Origin of the sequence: Microvirga sp. CF3062 (assembly GCF_036314045.1) — a bacterium.
In the GTDB taxonomy this organism is placed as follows: Bacteria; Pseudomonadota; Alphaproteobacteria; order Rhizobiales; family Beijerinckiaceae; genus Microvirga.
The window spans coordinates 311,304-325,516 of the sequence record NZ_JAYGGN010000003.1 but is presented as its reverse complement, the minus strand read 5'-3'; the positions used below and the strand labels follow the sequence as shown (position 1 = coordinate 325,516).

General features: G+C 65.0%; 10 protein-coding genes. 5 read left to right on the top strand and 5 right to left on the bottom strand.

Annotated elements, in window-relative coordinates; translation table 11 throughout:
- The first annotated feature begins 142 nt into the window (after positions 1 to 142).
- Positions 143 to 1,411, top strand: a complete 1,269-nt coding sequence (locus tag VB618_RS07705) for an NAD(P)/FAD-dependent oxidoreductase (protein ID WP_329796009.1) — start codon at positions 143 to 145, stop codon at positions 1,409 to 1,411.
- On the top strand, positions 1,408 to 3,210 hold the full coding sequence (recQ, locus tag VB618_RS07700; protein WP_329796008.1) for a DNA helicase RecQ: 1,803 nt from the start codon (positions 1,408 to 1,410) through the stop codon (positions 3,208 to 3,210). Before VB618_RS07705 ends, recQ begins: the two co-directional genes overlap by 4 nt.
- Positions 3,211 to 3,459: 249 nt before the next feature.
- Here the strand turns inward: recQ and VB618_RS07695 are convergent, their stop codons facing one another.
- The 4 genes from VB618_RS07695 to VB618_RS07680 form a co-directional block, all read right to left on the bottom strand.
- Positions 3,460 to 4,572: a Gfo/Idh/MocA family protein gene (locus VB618_RS07695; protein WP_329796007.1), complete on the bottom strand. Its 1,113-nt coding sequence runs from the start codon at positions 4,570 to 4,572 to the stop codon at positions 3,460 to 3,462.
- A 318-nt stretch (positions 4,573 to 4,890) separates the two neighbouring features.
- The gene (locus tag VB618_RS07690; RefSeq protein ID WP_329796006.1) at positions 4,891 to 5,676 is read right to left on the bottom strand and encodes an ATP-binding cassette domain-containing protein; all 786 of its coding nucleotides are present in this window, start codon (positions 5,674 to 5,676) and stop codon (positions 4,891 to 4,893) included.
- Complete coding sequence (locus tag VB618_RS07685) at positions 5,676 to 6,818, bottom strand: ABC transporter permease (protein ID WP_329796005.1); 1,143 nt, start codon at positions 6,816 to 6,818, stop codon at positions 5,676 to 5,678. The genes VB618_RS07690 and VB618_RS07685 overlap by 1 nt, the downstream gene beginning before the upstream one ends.
- A 72-nt stretch (positions 6,819 to 6,890) precedes the next feature.
- Entirely contained in the window at positions 6,891 to 7,832 is a 942-nt protein-coding gene (locus VB618_RS07680; protein ID WP_329796004.1) for a sugar ABC transporter substrate-binding protein, read from the bottom strand.
- 266 nt (positions 7,833 to 8,098) lie between these two features.
- On the opposite strand from VB618_RS07680, the gene VB618_RS07675 reads away from it, so the two are divergent.
- The gene (locus VB618_RS07675; protein WP_329796003.1) at positions 8,099 to 8,959 is read left to right on the top strand and encodes a MurR/RpiR family transcriptional regulator; all 861 of its coding nucleotides are present in this window, start codon (positions 8,099 to 8,101) and stop codon (positions 8,957 to 8,959) included.
- Positions 8,960 to 9,215: 256 nt separating this feature from the next.
- Here VB618_RS07675 and iolG read toward each other — a convergent pair whose 3' ends face one another.
- On the bottom strand, positions 9,216 to 10,205 hold the full coding sequence (iolG, locus tag VB618_RS07670; protein ID WP_329796002.1) for an inositol 2-dehydrogenase: 990 nt from the start codon (positions 10,203 to 10,205) through the stop codon (positions 9,216 to 9,218).
- Between the two features lie 145 nt (positions 10,206 to 10,350).
- On the opposite strand from iolG, the gene VB618_RS07665 reads away from it, so the two are divergent.
- Together VB618_RS07665 and iolD are read left to right on the top strand one after the other, a co-directional pair.
- The gene (locus VB618_RS07665) at positions 10,351 to 12,264 is read left to right on the top strand and encodes a bifunctional 5-dehydro-2-deoxygluconokinase/5-dehydro-2-deoxyphosphogluconate aldolase (RefSeq protein WP_329796001.1); all 1,914 of its coding nucleotides are present in this window, start codon (positions 10,351 to 10,353) and stop codon (positions 12,262 to 12,264) included.
- A gap of 88 nt (positions 12,265 to 12,352) precedes the next feature.
- Positions 12,353 to 14,200 (top strand): 3D-(3,5/4)-trihydroxycyclohexane-1,2-dione acylhydrolase (decyclizing), encoded by a 1,848-nt coding sequence (gene iolD, locus VB618_RS07660; RefSeq protein WP_329796000.1) that lies wholly within the window; start codon positions 12,353 to 12,355, stop codon positions 14,198 to 14,200.
- Positions 14,201 to 14,213 lie beyond the last annotated feature (13 nt).

The window sequence follows — 14,213 nt, the reverse complement described above, 5'->3', positions numbered from 1 at the left end:
CTTGGGGCGGCGTTGAGGCGCCGCTCCTCTTGAAAAAAAGCCTTAAGGCGTTCATGTGCAGGAGCCATGAACCCGATGCCGCTGCATGCCATGTTGCAGCGTGAGGGTCCAGATTCCTCTTACCTCCGCGTCAGCTGACCGCATGTCCCCGTCTCCTTCTCCTGTCGAAGTCGCCGTCATCGGCGGCGGCCCTGCCGGCTTGATCGCCGCGGAGGTTTTGGGGCGTGCGGGCCTGTCCGTGACGGTCTACGACCAGATGCCGTCGGTCGGCCGCAAGCTGCTGATGGCGGGCCGGGGCGGCCTGAACCTGACCCATTCGGAAGAGTTCGAGCGATTCGCCGCCCGCTACGCCGGGGCCCGGCCGCAGCTCGAGCCCTTGATCGAGGCCTTTTCTCCGGAGGATCTGCGCGCCTGGTGCGAGGGCCTGGGGCAGGAAACGTTTGTCGGCTCCAGCGGACGGGTGTTTCCCAAAGCCTTCAAGGCCTCTCCCCTTCTGCGCGCCTGGTTGCGGCGGCTCGAAGCTCTGAATGTGCGCTTTGCGCTACGCCATCGCTGGCAGGGTTGGGACGAAGACGCCCGTCTGGTCTTCACTGGTGCGGCGGGCGAGCCGGTTGAGGCCAAGCCCGACGCCACGATCCTGGCGCTGGGTGGCGCCAGCTGGCCCCGGCTCGGCTCGGATGGAACATGGGTCGGCCTCTTGGCCCAACGGGGCATCGCCATCCGGCCCCTGCGGCCTACCAATATGGGCTTCACCCTCCCCTGGTCCGAATTCATGCGCCGCCACGAGGGCGAACCCCTGAAGCGAATCGCGCTTGCCTTCGAGGGCACGACGGTGAGAGGCGAGGCCATCGTGACGGCGGACGGGATCGAGGGCGGGGCGGTCTATGCCCTCTCGGCCCGCTTACGCGACGCCATCGAGCGGGAGGGCAGCGCCCTCCTGCACATCGATCTCAGGCCAGACCTCTCCCATGGGGCCTTGCTGAAGAAGCTCGAGACCCCGCGCAAAGGGCAATCCGCCTCCACGTTCCTGCGAAAAAGCGCGGGCTTGAGCCCGGTCGGCATCGCGCTGCTGCGGGAGGCCTCTCCGGCCCTGCCGGTGGAGCCCGAAGCGCTGGCCCGGCTCATTAAGGCCGTGCCGTTGCGGCTCACCGGCACGAAATCCCTCGAGCGTGCCATTTCCACCGCCGGAGGCGTGCCGTTCACTGAGATCGACGAACACCTGATGCTGCGCCGGATGCCCGGCGTGTTCGTGGCCGGCGAGATGCTGGACTGGGAGGCGCCCACCGGCGGCTACCTGCTCCAGGCCACCTTCGCCACCGGCATTGCGGCCGCCCGTGGGGTGCTGGCGCACCTCCAGATTCCCGATGCCGCATTGACCTTGGAGCCCTCATCGGCCACACGGCAGACGTGATCGATCCGGTTAAAATCCTCCACGACGTATTCGGCTTCCCCTCTTTCCGCGAAGGACAGGAGGAGATCGTGCGCGCGGTGCTGGCCGGCGAGGACGTTCTGGCCGTCATGCCCACGGGCGCCGGCAAGTCCCTTTGCTTCCAGCTACCCACATTGGCCCGGGAGGGATTGACCCTCGTGGTCTCGCCGCTCATCGCCCTCATGCGCGACCAGGTGGCGGCCCTGCGCCATTTCGGCATCGAGGCCGGCAGCCTCAACTCCGCTAACGACCAGGACGAGAACCGCCGCGTGGTGGATGCGGTGCGCGACCGGCGCATGCGCATCCTCTATGCCTCGCCGGAGCGGCTGGCGAATACGAGCACGACCGAATGGCTCGCTCGCTCGGGCGTCAACCTGCTCGCCATCGACGAGGCGCATTGCGTCTCGCAATGGGGCCACGATTTCCGGCCCGAATACGCCATGCTCGGCGAGGTGCGCCAGCGGCTCGGCAACGTGCAGACCATCGCGCTCACCGCCACGGCCGATGTGGCGACGCGCGGCGACATCATGCACCGGCTCTTCGAGGAGCAGCCGCGCCTCTTCATCCACGGCTTCGACCGGCCGAACCTGCGTCTTGCCATGCAGTCGAAGGAGAACTCCAAGCGCCAGCTCTTCGGCTTCCTCGACAAGCACCGGTATGAGAGCGGCATCGTCTATTGCTCGTCGCGCAACGCCACAGAGCGGCTGGCCGACTCGTTGAGCCAGGCCGGTTACCGCGCGCTGCCCTATCATGCGGGCATGAATCAGCAGGACCGCGCCAAGAATCAGGACATCTTCCTGCAGGAGGACGGCGTGGTAATGGTAGCCACAGTCGCCTTCGGCATGGGCATCGACAAGCCGGACGTGCGCTTCGTGGCGCACGCCGCTCTGCCGAAATCCATCGAGGCCTATTACCAGGAGATCGGCCGCGCGGGCCGCGACGGCGCGCCCGCCGACACGCTCACCCTCTACGGCCTCGACGACATGCGCCTGCGCCGCCTGCAGATCGAAGAGAGCGATGCGGCCGACGAGCAGAAGCGCGTCGAGCGCCAGCGCCTCAATGCGCTGGTTGCCCTGTGTGAAGCGCCGCGCTGCCGCCGCCAGACCCTGCTCGCCTATTTCGGCGAAACCACCGAACCCTGCGGCAATTGCGATCTGTGCATCGACGGCGTGATGTCTTTCGACGGCACCATCGAGGCGCAAAAGATTCTCTCGGCCATCGTGCGCACGGGTGAGCGCTTCGGCACCGAGCACCTCATCAGCATTCTCGTGGGCGAGGATACGGATTCCATCCGCCGCTTCGGCCATGACAAGCTGAAGACTTTCGGGGTCGGCAACGACCGCTCGAAGCAGGAGTGGCGTTCGCTGCTACGGCAGATCTATGCCGCTGGCCTCATCAGCCTGGAGTTGGCCGAATACGGCCGCTGGACCCTGACCGACAAGGGCGTTGCCGTGCTCAAAGGCCAGGAGCGGATCGAGCTACGCTCAGACGTGCTGATGAAACCGGCAGAGCGCCGCCGCCGGCGCGGCCGGATGGAAGCCGAATCCGTGGTGCCCTCCGACGATCCGCTGCTCCTCGACCTCAAGGCCCTGCGCACGAAGCTCGCCAAGGAAGAGGGCGTGCCAGCCTACGTGATCTTCTCCGACCGCAGCCTGATCGACATGGTCGCCAAGCGGCCAGTGACCGTACGCGCCTTCGGCGAGATCCACGGCGTCGGACAGGCCAAGCTCGATCGCTATGCGGATGCGTTCCTGGACGTGGTGAAGGCGCACGCGGCTTAAGAGCAGGCCCATGCCGTCATCCCGGACGCCGCAGGCGATCCGGGACCGCGTGCAGGATGTGGCTCTGAACTCCCTCTCCCTGAGGGAGAGGGCTGGGGTGAGGGGTTAGTGTCCTGTCCGGATAGACCTGTAACCCCTCACCCGCGCCTGAAGGCGCGACCTCTCCCGTAAGGGAGAGGTATTCCCGCGCCATTCTCCTCACACGATCCCGGATCTGCGCTACGCTTCGTCCGGGATGACGCTCGATGATCACACCTCCACCCACCGCCCCTCATACGCACTGCGCGCAATCGCATCCACCGTGCGCTCGATGCGGATGCCATCTTCAAATTCGATCAGATGTGCGCTCTCGCCGCCGATGCGCCGGATCAGTTCGCGGCACTCGATGATCTTCAGGTCGTTGAAGCCTAAGCCATGCCCCGGCGCCGGGATGAACTTGTCGTAGGGCGGGTGCTGCGGCCCGGTGAGGATGGTGCGGAAGCCCTGGGTCTCCTTGACTCTATCAACCGTGTAGAGCTGCACCTCGTTCATGCGCTCCTGATCGTAGACGATGGTGCCCTTCGAGCCGAAGAGCTGGAGCGCGATGCGACCCTTGCGGCCCCATGCGGAGCGGTTGAGCGCCATCACGCCTGACACGCCACTGTCCAGCTCCATCAGCACGGTCGCGATGTCATAGGTCTCGACCGACCGGCGCCCGCCGCCCTGCACCGGGCGATCCGCATAGGGCTTCGCCATGTGCCCGCAGACGCGCCGCACGCCTCCGAACAGGGTCCAGACGAGGCTTAAAGGATGGACGCCGAAATCGTCGAGCGCGCCATGGCCCGAACTCGCCTCGCTCTTCCAATAAAAAAGCGCCTCCGGGTCCGCCATAAAATCCTCGTCCATCTCGAGGCGCACGTGGTTGACTTTGCCGATTTGCCCCTCGTCGATCAGTCGTCTCATCAGGCGGATGGTCGGGTTCTGGATATAGTTGTAGCCGAGTGCCGCCACCTTGCCGGAGGCGCGCGCCGCCGCCAGCATGCGCTCCGCATCAGCGAGCTTTGTCGCCATCGGCTTTTCGCACCACACATGCTTGCCCGCCTCCAGCGCCGCAATGGCCATCTCGGGATGAAAGGCGTTGGGCGTGGTGATCGACACCACATCGACGGCCGGATCGTTGACGAGGGAACGCCAATCGCCCGTGGCGCGCACAAAGCCGAGCTCCTGCGCTTTCGTCTCGGCCAGTTCCTGCGAATGCTCAGCCAGCACCGCAAGGCGCGGCCGCGCCACATCGCCGAACACCGCCGCGACAGCATTCCAGGCTAGTGCATGGCACTTGCCCATATAGCCTGTGCCGATGAGGCCGATGTTCAGAGATGTCATGCTGCGCACTCCTGCAATGAAGAATGATTTGTTGCCTTCGCCCTGCGAAGGCTTTTCCCCTCCCCCTTGCGGGGAGGGGCAGGGGTGGGGGTGGTCCGACTGGGGTGAGGCTTCACCACGTAAGATGAAGGTTCACCTCTCCCCGCCGGGGAGAGGTGAACCTGTAAGAGCCTTCATGCTCTCTGGATTAAGCGCTAAGTTCTGACTTTACGACCCCCACCTAGCCGCTCCGCGGCACCCCCTCCCCGCAAGGGGGAGGGAAGCACGTGTTGCACCCTGCGAGCGCCCCAGAGTGAGAGCATCACCCAAGAACCGCGCTCACACCATCCCGCCGAGTTCCGCCGACACCGCCTGCAACTCCTTGCCGCCGGCCATGAGGTTCTGCAGCTCGTCAATCTGGATTTCTGATTTTGCGTAGGTGCCCAATGTCTTGCCGCGGTTGAGCACCGTGAAGCGGTCGCCCACCGCATAGGCGTGGCGTACGTTGTGGGTGATGAAGATGACGCCGAGGCCTTTCTGGCGCACCTGATGGATGTATTTCAGCACCATGGATGTCTGCGCGACGCCCAGCGCGGAGGTGGGCTCGTCGAGGATTAGCACCTTCGCGCCGAAATAGACTGCACGGGCAATCGCCACGCATTGGCGCTCGCCGCCCGACAGCGTGCCGACCGCCTGATGCGGATCGCGCACGTCGATGCCGATTCGGTGCATCTCCTCGCGGGTGACCTCGTCGCAATAGTCGAAATCGACACGGCGGAAGGGCCAGATCCCTTTCACCGGCTCGCGGCCCATGAAGAAATTGCGCGTGACCGACATGAGCGGGATCATCGCGAGATCCTGGTAGACCGTCGCGATGCCTGCATCGAGCGCGTCGCGCGGGCTGGCGAAGCTCACAGGCTTGCCCTCGACCAGGAAATCACCTGAAGTCGGTTTATGCACACCGGCCAGCGTCTTGATCAGCGTCGACTTGCCGGCGCCGTTGTCGCCGAGCAGGCACATGACCTCGCCACGGTTCACGTTGAGCGAAACGCCCGAGAGCGCGATCACCGAGCCGAAATGCTTGACGAGATTGCGGATCTCGATGAGCGGAACATCTTGGTCCATCAGCGCTCTCCCGTCACCTTGCGGCGGATGAAGTTGTTGAACAGCACCGCCAGCAGCAGCATGGCGCCCAGGAAAACCTGGAACCAGTCGGAGTCGAACCGCGTGTAGGTGAGGCCGATGGACACCATGCCGAAGATGATGGCGCCGAAGAACGCCCCGATGGCCGAGCCATAGCCGCCGGTGAGCAGGCAGCCGCCGATCACCGCCGCGATAATGGCCTCGAACTCTTTCTGGAATCCGCGCCGCGCATCGGTCGAGCCGGCATCGAGCACCGTGAGGATGGCGACGACGGCCGCGGCCGCGGCCGTGAGCATGAAGAGCGCGGTCTTCACCCGGTCCACCGGCACGCCGGAGTTGCGCGCAGCATTAGGATCCCCGCCCGCCGCAAAGATCCAGTTGCCGGCCCGCGTGCGCAGCAGGATCCAGGTGGCGAGGAGTGCAAAGCCCGCGAACCAGACGATTGAGACCGGAACGCCCGTGACGGTCGGCGTGCCATTGGGAAATTTGCCGATGAGATCGTTGGCGGCAAGCCACGCGAAAGCGCCCTCGAGCGCGTTGCCGGAGAACAGCTCGCGAATGAGGCCCTCGCCGGCCTGATCGCCGATGCCGCGCATCTGGGTCGAGCCGCCGGTTGCCCATTTCAGGCCGACGAGCGAGAGACCGCGCAGGATGAACAGGAAGGCCAGCGTGACGATGAAGGAGGGAAGCCGCGTGCGGATGACGAGCTGGCCATTGAGGCCGCCGAGCACGGCTGCGATCACAAGAGTGGCGGCAATCGCCGGCAGAAGGGCCCATCCGCTTAAAGTAATGAAGGCGCCGAAGATCAGGCCCGTGAACGCCACCATGGAGCCGATGGAGAGATCGAACTCACCGCCGATCATCAACAGGGCCGCCGCAATGGCGAGAATGCCGAGCTGCGCCGCAGGCGAGAGGATGTTCATGATGCCGGCCAGCGTGAACATGGACGGGTCGGCCGTGGAGGCGAAGAAGATCGCCACCAGGATGAGACCGGCCAACGCCCCGAGCTCGGGGCGCCGCATGATCTTGGTGACGAAGGAGACCTCCCGCAGCCGCTCGTCCTGGATCTTCTTGACGGTGGGAGCCGGAGACAGATCTGCGGTCGGCTGAGTGGTGTTCACCATGGGCGCCTCCCCGAATGAATCATATGAAATGAAAAGCCCGCGGCCGTGTGGGCCGCGGGCTTTGAGTGGTGTTTAGCGGATGCCCTTGGCGGACAGATCGACCACCTGAGCGGCCTTCTCCTTGGTGATCAGGTTCGGGCCGGAGGCAACGTCGCCGCCCGGCATGAGGCCGAACTTGGCGTAGTTGGCCAGGAACACCACCGGCAGATAGCCCTGGAGGTATTGCTGCTGGTCGATGGCGAACACCGCCTCGCCGGCAGCCACCGACTTGAGGAAGCCGGCCGACATGTCGAAGGTGGCGACCCGGATGGCGCCCGTCTTGCCCGCTTCCTTCACGGCCGCAACCGACGGCTCACCGGCGGTGCCTGCGCCCAGCGCCAGGATCGTGTCGACGGAGGCGTCCGAGGCGACCGCCGCCTTCACCTTAGCGCGAATATCCGCCGGGTCGTTGGAGACCGGCAGCACCGTTACCTTGCCGCCAAAGCCTTCGGTGAAGCCCTTGCAGCGCAGGTCGAGCGAGACGTTGCCGACCTCCTGGTTCACGCAGAGGCCGACCTTGCCGCCCATCTCCTTCAGCTTCGCGCCGGCGATGCGCCCGGCCACGACCTCGTCCTGCCCCACATGGAGCAGCGCGCCGAGCTTCTTCGACACGTCGGAGCCGGAATTCATTGAGATCACTGGAATGCCGGCGGCCACCGCCTTCTGGATCGAGGGCCCGAGCGCCGAAGCATCGGGAATGGAGACGATCAGACCGGCGGGCTTCTGGTTCACGGCCGCGTCGATGAGCTGGCCCATGGCGACCATGTCGAAGGTCTCAGGCGCGCGGTAATCGACCTGGACCTTCATGTCCTGACCGGCCGCCGACACGCCGTTCTTGACCACGGACCAGAACGGGTCGTTGGCCTGTCCGTGGCTGACGACGATGATGCGGGAATTCTGCTGCGCGGCAACTGGCGCGACCGACGCGAGGGTCAGAGCGGCTGCTGCGGCAAGGCCTGTGACGATTGATTTCATGTGCTTCCTCCCAACTAGTATCTCGTGCGCCCGATCTGCCAGAGATTTGGCTTAGACGAACGCCGCGGCTTCCAGGGCCGCTGGTATGAATTGTCAGGGAAACACCAGATGATTCGAGAGCGAATCGTCCGTTTCCTGGCGTTCCCTCTACCAATTCGGTCGTTCCTATATGCGGAACGCCAGAACCTTTTTGTTTATATATTGGAATTTTTATTCCATTTTTGTAGGATTGGTGTCAAGGCCCGATCTGAAGCAGCAGGCTGGGCATGGGAACGGGCAAGAGCATGGACGAGGCAGAGGTCGCCACAGAGGCCCCGGATAGTTTCGATGGACTTCGGGCCCTGCTGCTCAGCCGCCACGATGCCATGCCCAAACGACTCAAGCAGCTTGCAACCTTCGCCCTGGAGCATCCCGAGGATGTGGCCTTCGGCACGGTGGCGGGCATTGCCGAACACGCCGGTGTGCAACCCTCCACCCTGGTGCGCTTTGCCAAGAGCCTCGGCTATGACGGCTTTTCCCACCTGCAGCAGATCTTTCGCGATCGCCTGCGGGAGCGGTTCCCCGATTACCGCGAACGTCTCAAAGGCCTGCGTGATGCCGAGGGACATCATGTCCACGCCGCCTCTCTGCTCGAGGGTTTCACCGATGCCGCCGCCGTGTCTCTGGACCGGATGCGCGAGTCTGTTCGCCTAGAGGAACTGTCCCGCGCGATCGAGACGCTCGCCAAGGCCGACACGATCTATCTGCTCGGTGCGCGGCGGGTGTTCCCTGTCATCGCTTATTGCGCCTATGCCTTCGGCAAGCTCGGGGTGCGGGCCATCCTCATCGACCATGTGGGCCAGCTCGGACCCGAGCAGCTGGCGACCGCCGCCGGCCGGGACGCGGTGCTCGCCATCAGCTTCACGCCCTATGCACCCGTAACCGCCGATCTCGCGGCCGCGGCGGCCCAGCGCAACGTGCCCGTGGTGGCGATCACGGATTCGGCCTTCAGTCCGCTAGTGACGAGCGCCGATGTGTGGCTCGAAGTGGCGGAAGCCGATTTCGGCGCCTTCCGGTCGCTGTCCGCTTCGTTTGCGCTGGCCATGGCATTGGCGGTGGGCACGGCAGAGAAGCGGGCGGAAGGATAAAGACAGGCGTCATCCCGGACGGCGTGAGCCGATCCGGGATCATGGGCAGAATAAATCTTGGGTTTCCCCTCCCCCTTGTGGGGAGGGGGTGCCGCGTAGCGGCCGGGGTGGGGGTGCCGGCGCCAGAACCTGAGAGGTTGGCGCTCACACCCCCACCTCCAACTCCTCCCCACAAGGGGGAGGAGGGCTGGTTGAGCCACAATCATCTGACGATCCCGGATCTTCGCTGCGCTCCGTCCGGGATGACGCGTGTTGCTTACAGCTTCACCGGCTTTCCGCTTTGCGCCGATTCCGTCGCCGCATCGGCGAGACGTTGGGCCATCAAACCGTCGTGGCCCGTCGGATTGCACGGCTTGCCGTCGCGGATGGCATTCAGGAATGTGGTGAGCTCGTCGCGATAGGCGTCCGCATAGCGCTCCAGGAAGAAGTCCTGAACCGGGTCGGCGGTGACTCCGGAGGCGTTCGCCACCTCCACCGTGGTGCGGTGAATGTTGCCGGCGCGGATCATGCCCTTCGAGCCATGCACCTCGATGCGCTGGTCGTAGCCGTAGGTGGCGCGGCGGGAATTGGAGATCTGCACGATGCGGCCCTTGGCGGTCTTGAGCATCACGGCCGCCGTGTCCACATCGCCGGCCTGGCCGATGGCCGGATCCACCAGGGAGGATCCGACCGCATGCACCTCCACCGGCTCATCACCCAGCAGCAGGAACCGAGCCATGTCGAGGTCGTGGATCATCATGTCCCGGAACAGGCCGCCGGAGGTGGCAATGTAGCTCACCGGCGGTGGGCCGGGATCGCGGGAGAGAATCGTCACGATTTCCACCTCGCCCACCTCGCCGTCGGCAAGGCGGCGGCGTAAGGACGCGAAGTTCGGATCGAAGCGGCGATTGAAGCCGATCATCAGCGGCGTGCCGGCCTTCTCGACGGTGGCGAGGCAGGCTTCGATGCGGGCGCTCGAGAGATCAACCGGCTTCTCGCAGAACACCGCCTTGCCGGCGCGCGCACCGCGTTCGATCAGGTCGGCATGGGTCGTGGTCGGCGTGCAGACGAGAATGGCGTCCACATCGGAGCGCTCGACGATCTCGTCCAGCGACGCGACCTCGGCACCCGTGGCCGCCGCCAGTTCCTGCGCGGCAGGCGCATGCGGGTCGGCCACTGCCACGAGGCGGGCGTCGGGATGGCTGGCGGCGTTGCGCCCGTGAATACGGCCGATTCGGCCGGCGCCCAGAACGGCGATCCTGATCATGTTTCCCCTCAGATCCTTTGCCGGCTTCGGCAATATTTAGAATTGATATTCCAACATAAGTTGCTAATAGAATAAACGTTCTACAGCCGCAAGGGCCGAACGGCCCTCGCCCGGTGCTTTAAAGCCCGAGAGCGGGAGGAATAGCATGAAGCCAGCCCTCGATGTCATCACCATCGGCCGCTCCTCGGTCGATCTCTACGGCCAGCAGGTGGGCGGGCGTCTTGAGGACATGGCTTCCTTCTCCAAGGCAGTCGGCGGATGCCCGGCAAACATCGCCATCGGCACGGCGCGGCTCGGGCTGAAATCAGGCTTTATTACCCGCGTCGGCGACGAAGCCATGGGGCGCTTCATCCGCGAGCAGATGGAGCGCGAGGGCGTCTCGACGCAAGGCATCGTCACCGACAGGCAGCGTCTGACCGCCCTCGTGATCCTCGGCGTGCGCGACGAGGATTCCTTCCCGCTGATCTTCTATCGCGACAACTGCGCCGACATGGCGCTGACGGAAGCAGACATCGACGAGAGCTTCATCGCCTCGGCCGCGGCCGTCGTTGTGACTGGCACGCATTTTTCGCGGGAGACGACCGCCGCCGCGCAGAGGAAGGCGATCCGCGTTGCGAAAGCGAACGGCCGCAGGGTTGTGTTCGACGTGGATTACCGCCCCAACCTCTGGGGTCTTCTCGGCCATGGCGCGGGCGAGTCGCGCTATGTACGCTCGGACGCAGTGACGGAACACCTGAAGCCCATTCTGGCCGATTGCGATCTCATCGTCGGTACGGAGGAGGAACTGCACATCGCCGGCGGCTCCGAGGACACGTTGGAAGCCATCGGGGCGATCCGAGCGATCTCGAAGGCGACCATCGTGTGCAAGCGTGGGCCGATGGGCTGCGTGGTGTTTCCCGATGCCATCCCAGATTCGCTCGATGACGGCGTGAAGGGTCCGGGCTTCCCGGTCGAGGTTTATAACGTGCTGGGCGCCGGCGATGCCTTCTTGTCCGGCTTCCTGCGCGGATGGCTGAAGGGTGAGCCGCTCGAAACCTGCTGCGCCTATGCCAATGCCAGCGGCGCCTTCGCGGTCTCACGCCTGCTCTGTTCGCCGGAGATCCCGACCTTCCCCGAACTGCAGCACTTCTTGAAGACCGGCAGCCGGCACAAGGCCCTGCGCTTCGACGAAGACATCAACCACATTCACTGGGCGACGACGCGCCGGCCTCAAAGCCCTACCCTCATGGCGCTCGCCATCGACCACCGCATGCAGCTGGAAGTCATGGCGAAGGAGATCGGTGCGCTGGTCGAACGCATCCCCGACTTCAAGGTGCTCGCCGTCGAGGCTGCGGCGCGGGTGGCGGATGGTCGGCCAGGCTTTGGCATGCTGATCGACGGCATCTATGGCCGCGAGGCGCTTTTCCGCGCTGCCGATTATCCGTTCTGGATCGGCCGCCCGGTGGAGCTGCCGGGTTCGCGCCCGCTCGATTTCGAAGGCGGCGGTTCGCTCGGCGCGAAGCTCGTGGAATGGCCGGTGGGACACACCATCAAGTGCCTGTGCTTCTACCATCCCGACGATCCGCCGAACCTGCGAGAGCGCCAAGAGCGCGACCTGCTGCGCCTCCACGATGCCGCGCGTCGCATCGGCCGCGAGCTGCTGGTCGAGATCATCGCCGGCAAGCACGGGGCGCTCAAGACCGATACGGTCGCCGGCATTCTGCAGCGCCTCTACGATCTGGGCATCAAGCCGGATTGGTGGAAGCTCGAGCCGCAGCGCGACGCGGCCGCCTGGCACGCCATCGGCGCGGTGATCACCAAGAACGATCCGCTTTGCCGCGGCATCGTGCTGCTCGGCCTCGAAGCGCCGGAGAACGAGCTGGAAGCAGCCTTCGCGGCAGCCGCCAGGGAGCCACAGGTGAAAGGCTTCGCCGTCGGCCGCACGATCTTCAACGAGGCCGCACGGCGCTGGCTGAAGGGCGAGATCACCGACGAAGCCGCTGTCAACGACATGGCCGCCCGGTTCCAGCGCCTCGTCGATGCGTGGCAGCAGGCCTCCGTCCGCGCGAACGCGGCATGAGTTCTAGTAGCAGTCCAGTTATCCTGAAGACCAACTTGAGAAGGCTGCGCCCCTCCGCCAAGGTCGGCGCCATTCAAGAGGAACACGCATGAGCACGATCCGCCTGACCATGGCGCAAGCCGTCGCCCGATTCCTGACGGTGCAGAAGACGGAGATCGACGGACAGGTTCTGCCGCTCTTCGGCGGCGTCTGGGCCATCTTCGGCCACGGCAACGTGGCCGGCATGGGCGAGGCGCTGCATGGCGTGCGCGACCAGTTGCCCACCTTCCGTGCCCATAACGAACAGGGCATGGCCCACGCGGCCATCGCCTTCGCCAAGGCCTCGCGCCGCCGCCGCATGATGGCCTGCACCACCTCCATCGGCCCCGGCGCCACCAACATGGTGACAGCCGCAGCCGTAGCGCATGTGAACCGCCTGCCGGTGCTGCTTCTGCCCGGCGATGTCTTCGCCAACCGCAGGCCCGATCCTGTGTTGCAGCAGATCGAGAACTTTTCCGACGGCACCGTCTCGGCCAATGACTGCTTCAAGCCCGTGTCGCGCTATTTCGACCGCATCGCGCGGCCAGAACAGATCATCCCGGCACTCCAGCGCGCCATGGCCGTGCTCACGGATCCTGCCGATTGCGGCCCGGTGACACTGGCGCTCTGCCAGGACACGCAGGCCGAGGCCTACGATTATCCGGAGAGCTTCTTTGCGGAAAAGGTCTGGACGCCGCGCCGCATCCGTCCCGACGAGGCGGAACTCGCGCAGGCCGCCGATCTCATCCGCAACGCGAAGAAGCCTTTCATCGTGGCCGGCGGCGGCGTGCTCTATTCCGGCGCAGAAAAGGCGCTGGCGGATTTAGCCGAGAAGCACGGTCTCTCCGTCGGCGAGACGCAGGCCGGCAAGTCGAGCTTAGCCCATGATCATCAGGCCAATCTCGGTGCGGTCGGCGTCACCGGCACAGGCGCCGCCAATGCGCTTGCGGAGGATGCCGACGTGGTGATTGCGGTCGGCACCCGCCTGCAGGATTTCACCACGGGATCCTGGGCCCTGTTTAAGAACCAGAACCGGCGCATCGTCGGCCTCAACGTGCAGGCTTTCGACGCCACCAAGCACAATGCGATGCCGCTCGTGGCTGACGCACGTGTGGGCCTCGAGGAGCTGAGCCGGGCGCTCGGCAGCTGGAAGGCGCCGGAATCCTTGATCGCGAAGGCGCGCGAAGAAAAGACCCGCTGGTTCGACACCGCCGCACGCTACACGGATCCGACCAATACGGAACTGCCGTCCGACGCGCAGGTGATCGGCGCTGTGCAACGTACCTCGCAGCCCACCGACGTTGTGGTCTGCGCAGCAGGCGGCCTGCCGGGCGAATTGCACAAGCATTGGAAGGCGAGCACAGCTTTGGGCTACCACCTGGAATACGGCTATTCCTGCATGGGCTACGAGATCGCCGGCGGACTCGGGGTAAAGATGGCCGATCCCTCCCGCGAGGTGATCGTGATGGTGGGCGACGGCTCCTACCTCATGATGAATTCCGAACTCGCCACCTCCGTGATGCTGGGCCAGAAGCTCACAATCGTGCTGCTCGACAACCGCGGCTATGGCTGCATCAACCGACTGCAGCTCGCCACCGGCGGCGAGAGCTTCAACAATCTCCTGCAGCACACCAACCATGTGACCCTGCCCGACATCGACTTCGCCGCCCATGCTGCGAGCCTCGGCGCGCAGGCCGTGAAGGTGAAGGGTATCGGCGGGCTGGAGGATGCGCTGAGAAAGGCGCGCAGCGCTGAACGCAGCACAGTGATCGTCATCGACACCGATCCTCTCGCCTCCACGGATGCAGGCGGCCATTGGTGGGATGTGGCAGTGCCGGAGGTCTCGTCACGCGATCAGGTGAAAACCGCCCGCAAGGACTACGAAACAGCCCTCGCTGCACAGCGGGTGGGCGACTAACAAGGAAAAGAGA

Coding starts and splice junctions, on each gene's coding strand:
- VB618_RS07690 (WP_329796006.1), bottom strand. CDS start 5,676: ATGGACCAAGATGTTCCGCTCATCGAGATCCGCAATCTCGTCAAGCAT.
- VB618_RS07695 (WP_329796007.1), bottom strand. CDS start 4,572: ATGACATCTCTGAACATCGGCCTCATCGGCACAGGCTATATGGGCAAG.
- VB618_RS07680 (WP_329796004.1), bottom strand. CDS start 7,832: ATGAAATCAATCGTCACAGGCCTTGCCGCAGCAGCCGCTCTGACCCTC.
- VB618_RS07665 (WP_329796001.1), top strand. CDS start 10,351: ATGAAGCCAGCCCTCGATGTCATCACCATCGGCCGCTCCTCGGTCGAT.
- VB618_RS07685 (WP_329796005.1), bottom strand. CDS start 6,818: ATGGTGAACACCACTCAGCCGACCGCAGATCTGTCTCCGGCTCCCACC.
- VB618_RS07705 (WP_329796009.1), top strand. CDS start 143: ATGTCCCCGTCTCCTTCTCCTGTCGAAGTCGCCGTCATCGGCGGCGGC.
- VB618_RS07675 (WP_329796003.1), top strand. CDS start 8,099: ATGGGAACGGGCAAGAGCATGGACGAGGCAGAGGTCGCCACAGAGGCC.
- iolD (WP_329796000.1), top strand. CDS start 12,353: ATGAGCACGATCCGCCTGACCATGGCGCAAGCCGTCGCCCGATTCCTG.
- iolG (WP_329796002.1), bottom strand. CDS start 10,205: ATGATCAGGATCGCCGTTCTGGGCGCCGGCCGAATCGGCCGTATTCAC.